This is a genomic window from Zoogloea sp. GDB6 (assembly GCF_056724105.1).
Genome location: NZ_CM161497.1, coordinates 50,482 through 66,413, shown reverse-complemented (window position 1 = coordinate 66,413; position 15,932 = coordinate 50,482). Strand labels below are relative to the sequence as shown.

14 protein-coding genes are annotated in these 15,932 nt (G+C 67.2%); 5 read left to right on the top strand and 9 right to left on the bottom strand.

What is annotated here, in order from left to right; translation table 11 throughout:
- Positions 1–24: 24 nt before the first annotated feature.
- Positions 25–774, bottom strand: coding sequence for a pteridine reductase (locus tag AC1PQG_RS00290; RefSeq protein ID WP_481120697.1), 750 nt, complete (start codon positions 772–774; stop codon positions 25–27).
- Between the two features lie 114 nt (positions 775–888).
- On the opposite strand from AC1PQG_RS00290, the gene AC1PQG_RS00285 reads away from it, so the two are divergent.
- Positions 889–2,049: a class I SAM-dependent methyltransferase gene (locus AC1PQG_RS00285; protein ID WP_481120696.1), complete on the top strand. Its 1,161-nt coding sequence runs from the start codon at positions 889–891 to the stop codon at positions 2,047–2,049.
- A gap of 57 nt (positions 2,050–2,106) precedes the next feature.
- Here the strand turns inward: AC1PQG_RS00285 and AC1PQG_RS00280 are convergent, their stop codons facing one another.
- Both AC1PQG_RS00280 and AC1PQG_RS00275 read right to left on the bottom strand, forming a co-directional pair.
- Positions 2,107–2,313 (bottom strand): hypothetical protein, encoded by a 207-nt coding sequence (locus AC1PQG_RS00280; protein ID WP_481120695.1) that lies wholly within the window; start codon positions 2,311–2,313, stop codon positions 2,107–2,109.
- 218 nt (positions 2,314–2,531) lie between these two features.
- Positions 2,532–3,335 (bottom strand): alpha/beta hydrolase, encoded by an 804-nt coding sequence (locus tag AC1PQG_RS00275; protein ID WP_481120694.1) that lies wholly within the window; start codon positions 3,333–3,335, stop codon positions 2,532–2,534.
- 190 nt (positions 3,336–3,525) lie between these two features.
- On the opposite strand from AC1PQG_RS00275, the gene AC1PQG_RS00270 reads away from it, so the two are divergent.
- The gene (locus AC1PQG_RS00270) at positions 3,526–3,723 is read left to right on the top strand and encodes a DUF2905 domain-containing protein (protein WP_481116858.1); all 198 of its coding nucleotides are present in this window, start codon (positions 3,526–3,528) and stop codon (positions 3,721–3,723) included.
- Here the strand turns inward: AC1PQG_RS00270 and AC1PQG_RS00265 are convergent.
- The 4 genes from AC1PQG_RS00265 to AC1PQG_RS00250 form a co-directional block, all read right to left on the bottom strand.
- Positions 3,688–5,718, bottom strand: coding sequence for a transglycosylase domain-containing protein (locus AC1PQG_RS00265; protein ID WP_481120693.1), 2,031 nt, complete (start codon positions 5,716–5,718; stop codon positions 3,688–3,690). The genes AC1PQG_RS00270 and AC1PQG_RS00265 overlap by 36 nt on opposite strands.
- A gap of 49 nt (positions 5,719–5,767) precedes the next feature.
- Positions 5,768–7,051, bottom strand: coding sequence for a multifunctional CCA addition/repair protein (locus tag AC1PQG_RS00260; protein ID WP_481120692.1), 1,284 nt, complete (start codon positions 7,049–7,051; stop codon positions 5,768–5,770).
- Positions 7,048–8,001: a complex I NDUFA9 subunit family protein gene (locus tag AC1PQG_RS00255; RefSeq protein WP_481120691.1), complete on the bottom strand. Its 954-nt coding sequence runs from the start codon at positions 7,999–8,001 to the stop codon at positions 7,048–7,050. Before AC1PQG_RS00255 ends, AC1PQG_RS00260 begins: the two co-directional genes overlap by 4 nt.
- Before the next feature lie 70 nt (positions 8,002–8,071).
- A complete protein-coding gene (locus tag AC1PQG_RS00250) occupies positions 8,072–10,036 on the bottom strand; it encodes a lytic transglycosylase domain-containing protein (protein WP_481120690.1) in 1,965 nt (654 codons plus the stop codon).
- A gap of 41 nt (positions 10,037–10,077) precedes the next feature.
- Here AC1PQG_RS00250 and AC1PQG_RS00245 point away from each other — a divergent pair, with 41 nt between their 5' ends.
- Positions 10,078–10,695: a 5-formyltetrahydrofolate cyclo-ligase gene (locus tag AC1PQG_RS00245; protein ID WP_481120689.1), complete on the top strand. Its 618-nt coding sequence runs from the start codon at positions 10,078–10,080 to the stop codon at positions 10,693–10,695.
- Here the strand turns inward: AC1PQG_RS00245 and AC1PQG_RS00240 are convergent.
- On the bottom strand, positions 10,685–11,602 hold the full coding sequence (locus AC1PQG_RS00240) for a hydrogen peroxide-inducible genes activator (RefSeq protein WP_481120688.1): 918 nt from the start codon (positions 11,600–11,602) through the stop codon (positions 10,685–10,687). The two genes, AC1PQG_RS00245 and AC1PQG_RS00240, sit on opposite strands and share 11 nt — an antisense overlap.
- Positions 11,603–11,805: 203 nt before the next feature.
- On the opposite strand from AC1PQG_RS00240, the gene AC1PQG_RS00235 reads away from it, so the two are divergent.
- Together AC1PQG_RS00235 and AC1PQG_RS00230 are read left to right on the top strand one after the other, a co-directional pair.
- Positions 11,806–13,314 (top strand): DegQ family serine endoprotease, encoded by a 1,509-nt coding sequence (locus tag AC1PQG_RS00235; protein ID WP_481120687.1) that lies wholly within the window; start codon positions 11,806–11,808, stop codon positions 13,312–13,314.
- 316 nt (positions 13,315–13,630) lie between these two features.
- Positions 13,631–15,535 (top strand): TonB-dependent receptor plug domain-containing protein, encoded by a 1,905-nt coding sequence (locus AC1PQG_RS00230; RefSeq protein WP_481120686.1) that lies wholly within the window; start codon positions 13,631–13,633, stop codon positions 15,533–15,535.
- A 12-nt stretch (positions 15,536–15,547) separates the two neighbouring features.
- Here the strand turns inward: AC1PQG_RS00230 and AC1PQG_RS00225 are convergent, their stop codons facing one another.
- Entirely contained in the window at positions 15,548–15,886 is a 339-nt protein-coding gene (locus AC1PQG_RS00225; RefSeq protein ID WP_481120685.1) for a P-II family nitrogen regulator, read from the bottom strand.
- Positions 15,887–15,932 lie beyond the last annotated feature (46 nt).

Genomic DNA, 15,932 nt, shown 5'->3' with positions numbered 1-15,932 from the left:
CGATCGGCATAAATGTTAAATAGCTTATAAATGGGCGCTTCGCCCACCATCCACCGATAAAATCTGCCCCGTGACGTATGGCGCGTCGAACAGCAGGAAGCGCACCGTGCGCGCGATGTCGGACGGCGAGCCGACTCGCCCCAGCAAGGTATGGGCGACGATGCGCTCCCGTTCCGGCGGCGGAAACTGTCCATCGTCGGGCCATTCGATCGCCCCCGGCGCCACACCATTCACCCGTACCCGGGGCGCCAGTTCCTGTGCCAACGCACGGGTCAAACCCAACAGGCCGGCCTTTGCGGCGCAGTACAAAGGGTAGCCCTTCAACGGCCGTTCGGCATGGATGTCGACGATGTTCACGATCGAGCCCCCACTCGCCGTCAGATGCGGCGCCGCGGCCTGGGCGAGAAACAGCGGCGCTTTCAGATTGGAACCGATCAGATCGACCCATGCCGTTTCGTCGATCTCACCGAGCGCTGTCGGGAAAAAACTCGACGCGTTGTTGACCAGCCCATCGAGCCGCCCGAAATGTGCCACAACGGACTCGACCAAGCTGGGCAGACACGAGCAGTCCAGCAGGTCCACCTGCAGCGCTAGCGCCGAGCCCGGACGTAAGCGTTCCAGCGCGGCGACCAAGGCCTCGGCCTCGCTGCGGGAATGGCGATAATGCACGGCCACCCGCGCACCGGCTTCATGGAGGCACCGCACCAGTTCGGCGCCGACGCGCCGCGCACCGCCCGTCACCAACACGACCGGGGCGATCGGATTTTCAATCATGACTACCAAGGGGAGCGAATTCAAGCGAAGGGCGTAATCATACGGTGCCCGCCCCCTCGACGGTGCACTGCAACCAACGGGTAAAATGCGGATTTTCCCCTACTCGCCACCGCCATGAACCTGCCCCAGCCCTCGCCCGACGCCCTCGAACAGAGCGCACGCCTCGTTTCCCGACTGCGCAGCCTGATCGAGGCCCAGGACGGCTGGATCTCCTTCGCCACCTACATGGCCGAAGCCCTATATACGCCTGGCCTCGGCTACTACAGCGGCGGAGCCCACAAGTTCGGGCCGGGCGGCGACTTTATCACCGCACCGGAACTCACCCCTTTGTTCGGACAAGCCCTGGCTGCCCAAGTGCAGCAGGTCATGGGATTGTCGGCACCGCACATCATCGAGGCCGGCGCCGGCACCGGCCTGCTGGCCGCCGACCTGCTGCTGGAACTGGAGCACCGCGGCACGCTGCCGGACAGCTACGGTATCCTCGAAGTATCCGGTGAGCTGCGCGAACGCCAATTCGACACCCTCGCCGCCAAAGTGCCCCACCTGGCATCCCGCGTCCGCTGGCTGGACAGCCTGCCGGAGCGCTTCTCCGGTGTGCTGGTCGCCAACGAAGTGCTCGACGTGATGCCCGTACACCTCGTGGCGTGGCGCCCGGACGGCATCTTCGAGCGGGGCGTGGCCCTCGGTGCCGACGGCAACTTCGCATGGGCCGACAAACCAGTAAGCGGCAAGGTGGCCGAGGCCGCCGCCGCCCTCTACATACAGCTGCCCGAGGAAGGCGAATACGTCAGCGAGATCAACCTCGCCGGGCGGGCGTGGATCGCCGAATGGGCGGCACGCCTGGAGCGCGGAGCCATGCTGCTGGTGGACTACGGCTACCCACGGGCCGAGTACTACCTCGACAGCCGCGCCACCGGCACCCTGCTGTGCTACTTCCGCCACCACGCCCATGGCGACCCCTTCCTGTGGCCGGGGCTCAACGACATCACCGCCTTCGTGGACTTCACCGCCGTGGCCGAAGCCGGTTTCGAAGCCGGTCTCGATGTGCTCGGCTACACCAACCAGGCCACGCTGCTGTTCAACTGCGGCGTCCTGGAATGCCTGGCCCGCCGGGCGCCGGAAGACAGCGTGGATTACATCCGCGCCTCCAAGGCCGTACAACGCCTCACCGGCCCCCATGAAATGGGTGAGCTGTTCAAAGTCATCGCGCTCGGCAAGGACATCACCCAGCCGTTGCTCGGTTTCCTCCGGGGTGACCGCCTCCACGCGCTCTAAAAGGCAAAAAGGCCTGCGGGCTCGATGAGCCGGCAGGCCTGACGGGAACCACGAGTCCTACTCCTGGTAGCGATAGACTGCAGCCAGGAAAGCCTCCACGTCAGTGGGCGCTGCATGCTGCCCGCGCCCGACGCTCGCCACCTCCTGCAGCCCCAGCGCCAGTTCGGGAGGCAAGGGGTTGGCATTCAGCACCTCATCGCCGTACGCCATGCCGACCTCTTCGACCGGCTCGCCGTAGATCCGAGCACCACTTTCCATATCCATGCTGATCACCATATCGGCCTCCGTTGCGGGTAAAGGAAAAAATCAGGCCCGCTGATGTATCTAACGGCTGCGGCCTCCAAAGGTTGAAGGAAAATCGGTACGGAACCCCTGCAGCCGTCTCCGCACCCTCTCGTTCACGGTTTCAGCATGGTCGATGGCGCAGCGCGCCGCCATGACAGACTTCACGGCACGGGCCAGACACGGGCCCTGCAGGGCATTTACAGGCCCTTTTCCTTCATCCAGTGCACGATCGGCTCGGCCGCCAGACGCCAGTCCGACTCCATCATCAGACCATGCCCGAGGCCCGGCAGGATCTGCGCCTTGACCCCGTAGCGGGCCGCCGTCATGCGCACCTGGTCCGGCGGAATCAGCACGTCGTACTCACCACCGAGCACCAGCATCGGCGGAATCTGCATGCGCGACAGGAAGGGCAGGTCGAACAGCGACATATCCCAGATCGCCCGGTGGGACTCCGGCTGGCACAGGTGGTAATAGCGCTGCAGGCGCTCCAGTTCGATCGCCTCGTGGAACAGCGCGTCCCGCAGGGTTTCCATCTGCGGCTGGCCGCCGCCCATCAGGCGGTTGAGATCGCCGAGCAGGTGCGGCCGCGCGAAGGCCAGGCCGAAAGCCGAGCCGAGCAACCCCTGTGGCGGCACCGAGGACATCAGCACCACGCCCGGCGCCGAGTGGTTCTCGAGGAATTTCTGCACCACCATGCCGCCCATCGAGTGCCCCACCAGCACCGGCGGCGCTGGTAGCGCGGCAGCCACCTCGGCCACGTCGGCCACGTAGTCGGCTATGGAGAAGCTGTCCAGATAGGCCCGCCCGCGGCTCTTGCCATGGCCGGACAGGGACATCGCATATGCCGTGTAGCCCTGCTCGGCAAACCACGACAGGAAAAACTCATCCCAACACCAGGCAGCGGTGTAGGCGCCGTGGACGAACAGCAGGGGCGTTTCGTGGGCCGCGCCGGCCGGCGCGCGACAGAGAACTTCCAGATCGCCGAAACGGGAGCGGTTCATGCACGCGCCCTCTGAAGAAAGACGGCTGGAAATGGCAGGCGAGAGATCGGCGTCATGGGGTGGGCATGAATATGTATTGTTGTGGGTCCAGAACTTACAGCACACACGGGCGGGGCGAAAGCGGAAAACATGTTGCTGCGCAGAAAACTGCGGTTAAATCGGGACTTTGAATGACGGAAGGCGGCGGACAATGCTCAAATGGCTGCTGGCCATCGTGGTGGTGGCCGTGGTTTCCGGACTCGGCTCCAGCCTGCCGCTGCGGCGCTGGCGCATCGGGCACCTGCCCGGTGACCTGCACTTCGACCTCTTCGGGCGGCATATCCACATCCCACTCACCAGCACCCTGCTGATGTCACTGGCTGTCTGGCTGCTGATCCGGGCGCTGTAGCGGCTCAAGAGGTGCCCGCACGGCAAAGATCACGCTATCGAGAACCTGGCCGTCAGCAGACATCAGCTCCAGCACGTGCCGACCGGCCACCGGCCGCCAGGCGATCCGCTCGCCGCTCCCGAGGTCCTCACCATTGAGACGCCACCTAGCCCCGGCCGGCATGTGAGTAGCCTCGAAATACACCTTGAAGCCCTCGTCACGCAGCAGCGCCATGGCATCCACCAGCACGCCATTAAGAGGTTGGGCGATACGCGGCAGCAGTCGCGGCACGGCGACCCGCTCCACCTCGGTGCCGCGGATGAACCACTCCCGCCGCGGGCTCTCGACCGGCGGCTCGAACACCACCAGGCTCGACACCACGCCCGGCGGCGGCAACGGTCGAGACGGCGTCTGGCCCCGCAACAGGCCGCGCAGGATATCGTGCCAGGCCTGGCTGCCGATCTGCGGGGCGTTGCGTAAACCAGCGACCCACAGGACGATCGTGAAGCGCTCGGAGAAGCCCACCGTCAGCGTCTCGCGGCTGTCCGCGACGTACTGCCGAAAGGCGAAAGGCTGCGGATTGCCGTCGGCATCCGGCACGGCCAGCATGTCGGCCACGATGAAGCTGGCCTCCGGGCGCAACACACGGCGTGACGGACGCTCCGAGGCGGCCAGGAAGCGCGGCGCCTGCCATTGTCCCCCTACCGCCAGGCTGCGATAGAGGGCCGCCAGCGGCAGCAAGGCGAGCTCAGCGCCACCACCGCGCACATCCACGTCGGCCTGGCGCAGACGATCCGGCAGGCCGTCCGCCACCAACCTGCCCACCGCCTGGGCCGGATCGCTCATTCCCTCCACCAGCGCCCGCCGCACACTGACCCACATGCGCTCGTCGGGCAGCGTCGGAGCGTGATTGGCCAGCGACTCCTCCATCAGGCTGGCCGCCGTGATCAACCGACGCTCCAGCGCCAGGCCGTAGGCAAAGGGAGACAACAGGCTGCCCGGATTACGTGGCGTGAGCGCGTGGTCGGGCGCCGCGTAATCGGGCGCTCCGACGTAGGCCAGCACCTCGCCGGTAGGATTGTCGAGCACCACCGCTGCCGCCTCCAGCGTGCCGAGGCGATGCAGCACCGACGTCACGCCACGCTGGGTATCTGCATCCAACGTGGTCGTGAGGCGTTCACCGGGATGCTGGAGGAGTAGCCGTCCGGCCTGGGAAGCCAGCTCCCAGCGCGGCCCGGTATGCTGGCGATCCAGATTGTTGGCAGCAAGGCGCTGGGCTGCGGTGCAGGCCGACGGCGCATTGAGGCGCTCCGCCAGCACACAGGCCCGATGGGCCACCACGTCCGGCTTGGCATTAGGCCCACGCAGGAGAACAGACAGGATCAGCGCCTCGGGGCGCCCCAACTCGCTCGGCGACTTGCCGAACAGCGCCCGTGCCGCCGCATGGACGCCCTGCAGATCACCACGGAAGGGCGCCAGGTTGAGATAGGCCTCGAGGATCTGCTCCTTCGTCCATCGGGCTTCCAGCGCCTGCGCGGCCAGGGCCTGGTCCCACTTCTGGCCGAGGCTGCGCCGCGGCATGCCATCGCGGCCGAGCGCCAGTTCCGGGTCGAGCAGGCCCGCCACCTGCATCGACAGGGTCGAGGCGCCGCGCTTGCGGTCATACCACAGGTTGTGCCACAGGGAGCCGGCAAAGGCCTTCCAGTCAACGCCGGAATGCTCGAAGAAACGCTTGTCCTCCGCCGCCAGCAAGGCCTCCTTCAGCGATGGGGACAGGCTGTGCAGCCCCACCCATTCCAGGCGGCGCACATGGGGATTGAGGCGCCGCTCGGCCAATGGTGTGCCATCCCGGGCGAGCAGGACACCCACCGAAGGCACGGCACCGGCCCTGACCTCGGAAAAGGCAGGGATCGGCTGCACGGCAGCGGCGGAAACGGCCAGCCCCAGGCCGCAAGCCAGCAGGGCTATTCGCCGGACCAGGGAGGACGCGACAGGCAAATCGACAGGCGAGCGCATGGAAGTGCGCGCATTGTAGGTTGCAATGACGACGGCGTGCGTAGAATGGCTAACGAGTTTCCTCCGGACAGACGCTGCGCCCCTCGCCCGCGTCTCCGACGGCATCTCTCTCACTCACTCCGCGGCCTTCCAGCTGACGCACCGCCGCCACCCGTGCCGCATGGACCTCGACCGGGATACGCGCCTTGTCCGCCACGCCGCGGGCAATGGCGCCCGCATCGACGCCGCGCACCGCGGCCAGCGCCACAAGCAGGCGCTCGCGCTGGGGATAGGGTCGCTCCTCATAAGTGCTGCGCCCCCGGTAGTCGCAGGCGCAGGCGTCGAGCAGCGCGACGAAACGTTCGGGCCGGCGCAGGCCGTCGCAGCGCTCGATGAGCTTGACCACGGTCTCGGCGCGCAGGACCTGGCCCTGGTGCACGATGCCGTGCTCACGGGCCATCATCAGCGCCAAGTCGCGGCAGTCGACCGGGCATTTGAGGCGCTGGCAGACGTCCCGCGCCAGCCTCTCGCTGGCCGCCTCATGCCCGTAATGGTGAGGCAGCACATCCGCCGGCGTGTCACCCTTGCCCAGGTCGTGCAACAGGCAGGCCAGCCGTCCGGGCAGGGCCAGGCCGTCGGCGGCGGCCCGGTCGAGGACCATCAGCACATGAACGCCGGTGTCGCCTTCCGGGTGGTACTGCAGCGGCTGCGGCACACCGAACAGGCGATCCACCTCCGGCAGCAGCCGCGCCAGCGCACCGCAATCGCGCAGTACCTGAATCATCCGCGCCGGCCGCGCCTCCATCAGGCCGCGGGCGAGCTCCTGCCAGACCCGCTCCGGCACCAGCGCATCCACCTCGCCAGCGGCGACCATCGCACGCATGAGTTCGAGGGTTTCCGGCGCCACCGTGAAATCGGCGAAGCGGGCCGCGAAACGTGCCAGCCGCAGGATGCGCACCGGGTCCTCGGCAAAGGCCGGGCTGACATGGCGGAACACCCGGCTTTCCAGGTCACGGCGCCCGCCGTAGGGATCCACCAGCACACCGTCGTCGTCACGCGCGATCGCGTTGATGGTCAGATCGCGGCGGGCCAGATCTTCTTCCAGCGTGACGTCTGCTGCGGTGTGGAAGACGAAGCCGGCGTAGCCGGGCGCGGTCTTGCGCTCGGTGCGCGCCAGCGCGTACTCCTCGTGGCTGCGGGGATGGAGGAAGACCGGGAAGTCCTTGCCGACCGGCGTATAGCCCTGGGCCAGCAGGGTTTCGGGGGTGGCGCCGACGACCACCCAGTCCCGGTCCTTGACCGGCAGGCCGAGCAGTTCGTCGCGGATGGCGCCGCCGACACAATAGATTTTCATGGGCGATGGAGCTGGAAGGCGGTGTAGCGGCCGCGCTTGTTGAGGGATCCCAGGTAACACGGCGCCACTGCCTCAAGTGCCGTCGGATGGCGCCCCCACGGCTGCGGCGCACCGCTGGCGACGTTGGGCACGCGCATCGAGCGCACGTTGTCGCGGCTCATCAGCGGCCCGGGCAGGCATTCGAGCAGCGCCGCCTGCAGCATGGCCAGGCCTTCCGGCAGCGGAATCACCGGACGCGGGTGGCCGGTGATGCGGCCGACGTATTCGACGAGCGCCTGCAGGCTGTACGGCCGCGGCCCCGTCAGTTCGAAGGTCTGGCCGACTGCATCGGGCCGTTCGAGGGCCTCGGCCACCACCTCCGCCACATCACCCACATAAACCGGCTGAAAGCGCGCCTTCGCGCCGCCGAGAGGCAGTACCGGGAAACACTGGAGCAGGCCGGCAAAGAGGTTCAGGAAACTGTCGCCGGGCCCGAAGATCACCGACGGGCGCAGGATGGTCCAGCCGATGCCGGGCGCCGCGGCGCGGATCGCCGCCTCACCGTCGGCCTTCGAACGCAGGTATTCGGACGGCCCGTCCGCCGCCGCGCCAAGGGCGCTGATATGCACGATGCGCCGTACGCCGGCCTCGCGGGCGGCGGTGACGATGCCCTTGGGAAGGGCCACGTGGGCATGGGCGAAATCCGGCCCGTAGGGATGGCCGGAGCGGGAGTGCAACACGCCGACGAGATTCACCACCGCGTCGACGCCGGTCATCAGCACCGCCAACTCGGCCGGATCGCCCACATCCGCCTCGACCACGTCCGCGGTCGGCAGGGCCAGCAGGTGGCGCACCCGTTCGCGGTGGCGCGTGGGAATCAGCAGTGTCTTGCCGGCCGCGGCCAGGCGGGCGGCGACGGCAGTACCGACAAAACCGCTACCACCGATAAGAAGAACTGTACGGATGGACATGGCGACGCTTCCCGAGCGATGCAACTGCTCTACAGATCACTACGCTGCCAAAGAATTCCCGCCGCGGCGCTCATTCCAGCCCGGCACCCGGCGCGGGGCTGCCCAGGTCGCTGCCGCCAGTGCCGTCGCTGGCCGAGATGGTACCCAGGCGCCCCTTCAGGGACGGCGCCCGCCCGTCGAGCAGCGCGGAGTAGATGATGCTGTTGGCCATCACCTTCTTCACGTAGTCGCGGGTTTCGTTGAAGGGGATGGTCTCGGCATACACCGCGCCTTCGAGGGGCTTGCTGTCCTTCCACTTCTTCGCCCGCCCCGGGCCGGCGTTGTAGGCGGCGGACGCCAGCACCGGATGGTTGTCGAGGCCGGCCAGCACCATGCGCATGTAGGTGGTGCCGAGCATCACGTTGGTGTCCGGATCCTGCAGCCAGCCGACGTTGAAGCCCTTCATGCCGAGCTTGCCGGCGACCCACTGGCCGGTGGCCGGCATGATCTGCATCAGCCCCTGGGCACCGACACCGGAGCGGGCGGCGGTGACGAAGCGGCTTTCCTGGCGCATCAGGCCATAGACCCAGCCGGTGTCCAGGTCGCGGCTCTTCGCGTTGGGCTCGATGCGGTCGCGGAAAGGCGCCAGGTAGCGCAGGCTGTAGTCGTGCTCGTTGCGGGTGCGGTCGGCGGCGTTGATGGCCCGGTCGTAGATGCCGAGCTGCTGGGCCAATTGGGCCGCGGCGAGCAGGAAGCGGTCATCCTTGTTGCGCAGCGTCCAATTCCACTCACGGGTGCCTTCAGTGCGCAGATCCAGGCGGAACAGCGCGATGGCCCGCTGCAGGCCCGGCGTCTGGCGCGCCAGTTCGGCCTCGTCGGCGCTGGTGGCGCGCGCCTTGGCCGGCAGCGTGAAGGTCTGGCCGAGCTCTTCGCCGGCCAGGATGCTGTAGAAGGTCGGATGGCCGGCGATGCGCGCGAACTCCTTGCGGGCGGCCTCCCGATTGCCGAGAGCCTGCTGGGCGCGGCCGAGCCAGTAGCTCCAGTCCGGCTGCTCGCGCAGCCCCGGCGGCATGGCCTCGACGGCGCTGCGCACCGCGCGCCAGTCCGCCGCGCGCAGCGCCGCACGCACGCGCCAGGCAGCTTGCTCGTCGGACATCGGGGTATCGCCGGCGGCCTTGAACCAGGCGTTCGCATCCGGCAACAGGCGCGCCGCCGCCTGCCAGCCGATCTGCCCGAGCGCATAGGCGCGGTCGGTGCTCGACAGACGCTCGTCGATGCGCGCATAGCGCACATAGGCGGCCGGCGGATCGTCACGGGCAATGCGGGCCAGAGCAATCAGCGCCAGCTCGCGCCCCTGGCGGGACGCCGAGAAATTGATCGGCAGGCGGTCGAAGTAGGTCGCCGGATTGGTGCTGGCCTTGTCGAGGTCGGACGGGGCGGGCTGCTGGTCCGCCGGCAACCAGCTCGCCACCGCGCGGGCGCCGGCGAGGCGCTTGACCTCCATCAGGCGGCGGATGCGGAACCACATGTCGTCCGGGCTGACCAGGGCTTCGCGGACCAAGGCCTGCAGCACCGGCACGCAGCTGTCGGGCGTATCCACCAGCACGAACCACAGCGGGCGGGCGTCTTCCAGCGCCGTCCGGTCACCATTCTGCAGGCGAGCCTGGAACTGGTAGCACTTCAGGTCCTGCTCCGGCTGCTCCAGGTTCGGGAACTCGCCGGCCAGCTGGACCCAGTCGCCGCGCCTGCCGAGGTTGCGCAGCCATTCGCCGCGCAGCTTCTCGGCCAGCCAGCTGCCGGAATAGCGCTGCAGGAAATCCTGGATGCGCGCCGCATCCACGTCGGCGGGCCGGGCGACCTGGTTGGACAGAGCCCAGTATTCGGGATAGGGATCGAGGACGTGCCCCGTGGGAGGCGCAAGCTGGACGAGACGGTTACGGTCGCCGCTGCGCGCAGCATCCTTGGCGAGCAGTATCCTCTCGTCACCGGGATCGCCACCGGCCGGCAAGGCCATCCACAACACTGCCGCCAGCACGGCCCACACGCTATTCTTCATTGCTTTTACGTCCTGCATCGATGCCATCGGAGAATAGCACAGTGACCCCTCCCCTCCTCCGCCCAAGCGTGGATCCCGACGCCGCCGTTGCCGCGCTGCGACAAAATTTAAGAAAAACCCGCATTGCCGCACGGGAACGACTCCCTGCGGCCGAACGCGCGGCCTTCACACGCCGGATCGAGGATCATCTGGACCGCCTGCTGGACGAACTTGCGCCGAAGACGGTGGCTTTCTGCTGGCCGTGGCGCGGCGAGGTGGATCTGGTGCCCTGGGCGCAGCGCTGGCTGGCCGTCGACCCGGCACGGCAAATGGCGCTGCCGGTGGTCCGGACACCGGGCGCACCGATGGTCTTCCTGCACTGGCATCCGGACGTGCCGATGGAAACGGATCACCACGGCATCCCGATTCCCGCCGGCACGGAAATCCTGCAGCCGGAGCTGATCCTGGTACCCCTCAACGTCTTCGACGCCGCCGGTTACCGGCTCGGCTACGGCGGCGGCTATTTCGACCGCACACTGGCGGCCCTGCAACCGGCGCCGCCGTGCGTCGGCGTGGCCTTCGAATTGGCACGGGTAGACGACACCTTCCCCCAGCCCCACGACCAGCCGATGGACTGGATCGTCACCGAGGCCGGTGCCGCCCGGGCAATCAGCGGCTGACCGCCCGCACGCCCGCCAACGGGCTGGACAGGATCGCCGAGCGGATCACGTCGATGGCGCCGCTGCGCGGGTAGGTCACCCGCCAGGCCAGCGCGACGCGGCGGAAGGGCTCCGGCGCCACGAAGGGGCGCACGCTGAGCAGCGCGTTGCCGTTCGGCAACGGATCGGCCGCACTGCTCGGCAGCACGGTGATGCCGGCACCGGTGGCCACCATGTGGCGGATGGTTTCCAGCGAACTACCCTCCAGCGTACGCTGCAGGCCTTCACCGCTGCGGCACATCGGGCACACCTCCAGCACCTGGTCGCGGAAGCAGTTGCCGGCCCCGAGCAGCAGCAGTGGCGCCTCGGCCAGACTGGAGGCGGCGATCGCATCTTCCTTCTCCCACGCATGGCCAGCCGGCATCAGCACGCGGAAAGGTTCGTCATAGACGGCCTGAGTGACGATGCCGGGCTCTTCGAACGGCAGGGCTACGACGATCACGTCCAGGTCGCCGCGTTTGAGGGATTCGGCCAGCCGGGCGGTGTAGTTTTCCTGGATCAGCAGCGGCATCGACGGTGCCGCCTCATGCACACGCGGGATCAGGTGCGGCAACAGGTAAGGCCCGATGGTGTAGATCACACCGACCTTCAACGGACCGGACAGGGGATCGCGGCCGGCGGTGGCGAGTTCCTTGATCTGGCCCGCCTCGAGCAGCACCTTTTCGGCCTGGGCGACGATGCGGGCGCCGATGTCGGTGATCTTCACATCGGCGGCGCTGCGCTCGAAGAGCGTCACGGCCAGCTCTTCCTCGAGCTTCTTGATCGCTACCGACAGGGTCGGCTGGCTGACATTGCAGCGTTCGGCGGCATGCCCGAAATGACGCTCGCGGGCCAGCGCAACGAGATAGCGGAGATCGGTCAATGTCATGGGGCACACCCGCAATGGTGATAGAGATTAACTATACAACGCCCGTGCCAAAAAGCAGCCCCGACGTATGCCGGCCAGCAGCAGCGCGGCCCCTCTTGCAGACTGTCCGACCGACCCCACTTTTGTAAGCGATTGTTGTAGCAGGGAACGCGGCGCCGCGGCGCGGCGTCCATAAATCCGGATAAAAACTACAGGAGTTGCGCATGAAAACTGCCGTGCTTCGTTCCAGCCTCGCCTTTTCCGCCATTGTCCTGGCCCTGTCGGGCTGCCTGCAGGAGGGCGGCGCCATTTCCCCGTCCCACGCCGTCAGCACGCCGCCGGCGGTTGCTCCGGCCGCGCCTTCCGCCGCCGCGGCCAACCGCTACGGCCTGCCGGACTTTTCCGGGCTGGTCGAACAGGTGGGGCCGGCCGTCGTCAATATCAGCGTGACCCAGAAAGTGGCCCGCGGCGGGGAGACATCCGGCGACGATCCCTTCGCGGATGACCCCTTCTACGACCTTCTGCGCCGCTTCGGCATCCCCGTGCCCGGCGCGCCGGGCAACGGCGGCGGACGCGGAGGCCGGTCGGCACCCGAGCAAATCCAGCAGGGCGTCGGCTCGGGCTTCATCGTCAGCGCAGACGGCTACGTGCTGACCAACGCCCACGTGGTGGACGGCGCCACCGAAGTCACCGTCAGGCTGACCGACAAGCGCGAGTTCAAGGCCAAGGTGGTCGGCTCCGACAAGCGCACCGACGTAGCGCTGCTGAAGATCAATGCCAACGGCCTGCCCTACGTCAAGACCGGCGACGCCGAACGCAGCAAGGTCGGCGAGTGGGTCGTCGCGATGGGCTCCCCCTTCGGCTTCGAAAACACCGTGACCGCCGGCATCATCAGTGCCAAGGCCCGTCGCCTGCCGGACGAGACCTACGTGCCTTTCATCCAGACCGACGTGGCGATCAACCCGGGCAATTCCGGCGGACCGCTGTTCAACCTGGCCGGCGAAGTGATCGGCATCAACTCGCAGATCTACTCCCGCTCCGGCGGCTTCATGGGCATCTCCTTCGCAATCCCCATCGACGTCGCGCTGAAGGTCAAGGATCAGTTGCAGAAGTACGGCAAGGTGTCCCGCGGCCGCCTCGGCGTGGCCATCCAGGGCCTCGATGCCGACCTGGCCCAAAACTTCGGTCTCGACAAGCCGACCGGCGCACTGGTCGCCAACGTCGAAGCGGGCTCGCCGGCGGATAAGGCCGGACTGCAGGCGGGGGACGTGGTCCTCGGCGTCAACGGCCAGAAGGTGGACAACTCCGCCGACCTGCCGCGCATCATCGGCGAGCTGAAACCCGGCTCGGTGGTGCGCCTGTCGATCTGGCGCGACCGCAAGGCCCGCGAGCTCAACGTCACCCTGGGCGAGCAGGTCGCCGAACGCAACCTCGCCGCCACCCCGGAGCGGAAGTCCGAAGCGGCCAGCAGCAAGCTGGGCCTGACCGGCCGCGCGCTGACCACCCAGGAAGCGTCCCGCCTCGGCGTACCCGGCGGCCTGCTGATCGAAGACGCCGCTGGCCCGGCTGCCAAGGCCGGTCTACAGGCCGGCGACGTGATCCTCGGGATCAACAATCAGCCGATCACCACTGCGGAGCAGTTCCGCAAGCTCCTCGACGCGGCCGGCAACCGCTTCGCGCTGCTGGTCCAGCGCGGCGGCAGCCGGATCTTCGTGGCCGTGCGTCTGTCCTGAGCCCGACAAGCGGCCCCACACCAGCCGGTGTGGGGCCGCCCGCATGAGCCACCAAACGGGTGTGATTACTCATTTACATCGGATGACATGATTCACAACCCAACAAGGGCGGGGTCGATATAATTGGAAGATTATGGGGGCGACGTGGAACGTCAGGGAGACCCCCACTTCCACCACAATAAAAAATCGCTCAATGCCCTTGCTGACTATTCGGCAGGCTCTACCTGCTGCGCTGGCTGGTTTACTGTGTCTGCCCACGCTCCATGCCCATGCACAGAGCCGGGCTGACAGTGCGGAATCCCCTTTTTTCGAAGAGTTGCCAACCGTCCTGTCGGCATCCCGCCTGCCCCAGGTCCTCAACGAGGCACCGGGTGCGGTGACCATCCTCGACCGCGAGTTCATCCGTGCCACCGGCTACCGGGATGTCGCCCGCCTGCTGCGTCTCGTTCCCGGCATGCAGGTCGGTCAGGAGCGCGGCCATTCCCAATGGGTAACCTACCACGGCCTCGGCAGTGACTACCCGACCGAGATCCAGGTCCTCATCGACGGCCGCTCGGTGTATGCGCCGAGTTCTTTCGGCGGCGTCGACTGGTCCGCGCTGCCGCTCACCATCCAGGAAATCGAGCGCATCGAGGTCGTCCGCGGCACCAACTCCAATGCCTATGGCGCCAACGCCTTCCTGGGCGTCATCAACATCATCACCCGCCACAGCCACCAGGACCACGGCGCATCCGGCCAGGTCAATGTCGGTCAGCATGGCATCGCCGATCTGTACGCGAGCTGGACGGGCGGTAGCGACGGGCTGGGCGTCCGCATGTCCGCGGCACAGACACGGGACAATGGCTTCAGCGCCCTCAACGACTCCCGCCACACCCAGACCCTCAGCCTGCGCAGCGACTATCGACTGAATGCCCGCGACGAGCTGACGCTGCGGGCCGGCTACAGCCGCGCCCAGCGGGGACTCGGCTATCCCGATTCGCTGTTCGACAACAATGGAGAACGGAATAGCGACTCCGAGGCGTCGACAGTCCATATGACCTGGCGCCGGACGCTCGACGAGAACGAGGAATGGCTCGTCAGCCTGTACCGCAACCACGAAGCCGGCACGGAAAAATGGCTGGCCTCGGCGCCCCCCGCCTTTCCGGCTGTGCCGCTGAATCGCAGCCGCGACAGCGATCGCACCAACGCGGAGATCCAGCATCGCTTCGCGCTGACCTCCCAGGCCCGCATGGTGTGGGGTCTCGAGGCGCGCCGCGATTCGACGGACGCATCCTTCCTGTTCGCAGGCCGGAAACCCCCGGTCCTCGATCTGTACCGCGGGTTCGCCAATCTCGACTGGCACCTGACCCCCGAGTGGCAACTGAACCTCGGCGGCCTGCTGGAGAAGAACAGCGGGATGGCCAGCCAGTTCATCCCGCGTGCCTTCCTCAACTGGCAGGCCAGCCCCCGCGACACCTTCCGGGCCGGTTACGCACGGGCCTGGCAGCAGCGCAACCTGTTCGACCTGTATGGCGATGTACGGGCCTACGATCCCAAATCGGGCATCCTGGTGTCCTGGCCCTACGTGTCCAATCCCAATCTGCGCACACCGTACGTAGATACCGTCGAAGTGGGCTACCTCGGCCGCTTCCCGGCCCTGGACGCCACACTGGACGTGCGCATCTTCAACGAACGCATCACCGATTTCGTCGTCCGCCAGACGGTGCCCTCCCCGGTCGGCCCACTGCCGCTACCGCTGCCCAGCTCCCAGTTCGTCAATGTGGACATGCCGGTCGAACTGCGCGGCATCGAATACCAGCTCCGCACCAAGCCCTGGACCGGCGGTGAAGTGCTGTTCAGCCACACGCTGATCGATCGCCGGGTCAATGATCGCTCCATCGCCGAGCGCACCTCGCCCTATTCGGCCAGCCTGACCTGGCTGCAGGACTACGGCAGCGGCTGGAAGAGCACGGCCAGCCTGCTGCGCATGGGCCCGCTGGCCGGCGGCTACGGCTACGTACCGGGCTACGATTACGTGTCGCGGCCTTACACCACCCTTGACCTGCGCGTCGCGCGCAACTTCCGCATGGATGGCCGCCTGGTGGAAGTAGCCCTGAACGGCATCAACCTGGGCTCGTCGCACCAGGAGATCACCGACCGCTCGGAGCAGTTCCTGCATCCCGACCGGCCGGTGAATCCAGCCTCCAGCATGATCTGGCTGTCCGTCGCCATTGATCTCTGAACGCCCGGCGCTTCAGGCCTGCGGGGCGCCGTCGACGGTCTTGCGGATGAACACCGCACGCTGCACATCCACCACCCACACCAACCCGTCGCCGGTCTGACCGGTGCTGGCAACCTGCACGATCTGCTCGACCAACGCCTCCACCAGCTCATCGGGCGCGATGATCTCGACCCGCATCTTGTCGCTGAAATCCGTCAACTCGTCCTTGATGTTGGCAGGCGTGTGACGCACGGTGGCGCCGCAGCCCACCGCCTTGCTGATGGTCATCCCCGGGAAACCCGGCACGGCCCGCAGCACCTCGCGCAGGCGGGGCAGTTTCTGGGGCCGGATGACGGCACGTATCTCTTTCATGATGTCTCCTTCGTACTGCGGCGGGCCACCCTTCAGGGCGGCCCTT

What these genes read in the sequence shown, in the direction of transcription:
- AC1PQG_RS00260 (WP_481120692.1), bottom strand. Translation starts at nt 7,051, where the DNA reads ATGAAAATCTATTGTGTCGGCGGCGCCATCCGCGACGAACTGCTCGGC.
- AC1PQG_RS00275 (WP_481120694.1), bottom strand. Translation starts at nt 3,335, where the DNA reads ATGAACCGCTCCCGTTTCGGCGATCTGGAAGTTCTCTGTCGCGCGCCG.
- AC1PQG_RS00280 (WP_481120695.1), bottom strand. Translation starts at nt 2,313, where the DNA reads ATGGATATGGAAAGTGGTGCTCGGATCTACGGCGAGCCGGTCGAAGAG.
- AC1PQG_RS00285 (WP_481120696.1), top strand. Translation starts at nt 889, where the DNA reads ATGAACCTGCCCCAGCCCTCGCCCGACGCCCTCGAACAGAGCGCACGC.
- AC1PQG_RS00250 (WP_481120690.1), bottom strand. Translation starts at nt 10,036, where the DNA reads ATGAAGAATAGCGTGTGGGCCGTGCTGGCGGCAGTGTTGTGGATGGCC.
- AC1PQG_RS00265 (WP_481120693.1), bottom strand. Translation starts at nt 5,718, where the DNA reads ATGCGCTCGCCTGTCGATTTGCCTGTCGCGTCCTCCCTGGTCCGGCGA.
- AC1PQG_RS00235 (WP_481120687.1), top strand. Translation starts at nt 11,806, where the DNA reads ATGAAAACTGCCGTGCTTCGTTCCAGCCTCGCCTTTTCCGCCATTGTC.
- AC1PQG_RS00255 (WP_481120691.1), bottom strand. Translation starts at nt 8,001, where the DNA reads ATGTCCATCCGTACAGTTCTTCTTATCGGTGGTAGCGGTTTTGTCGGT.
- AC1PQG_RS00290 (WP_481120697.1), bottom strand. Translation starts at nt 774, where the DNA reads ATGATTGAAAATCCGATCGCCCCGGTCGTGTTGGTGACGGGCGGTGCG.
- AC1PQG_RS00225 (WP_481120685.1), bottom strand. Translation starts at nt 15,886, where the DNA reads ATGAAAGAGATACGTGCCGTCATCCGGCCCCAGAAACTGCCCCGCCTG.
- AC1PQG_RS00270 (WP_481116858.1), top strand. Translation starts at nt 3,526, where the DNA reads ATGCTCAAATGGCTGCTGGCCATCGTGGTGGTGGCCGTGGTTTCCGGA.
- AC1PQG_RS00240 (WP_481120688.1), bottom strand. Translation starts at nt 11,602, where the DNA reads ATGACATTGACCGATCTCCGCTATCTCGTTGCGCTGGCCCGCGAGCGT.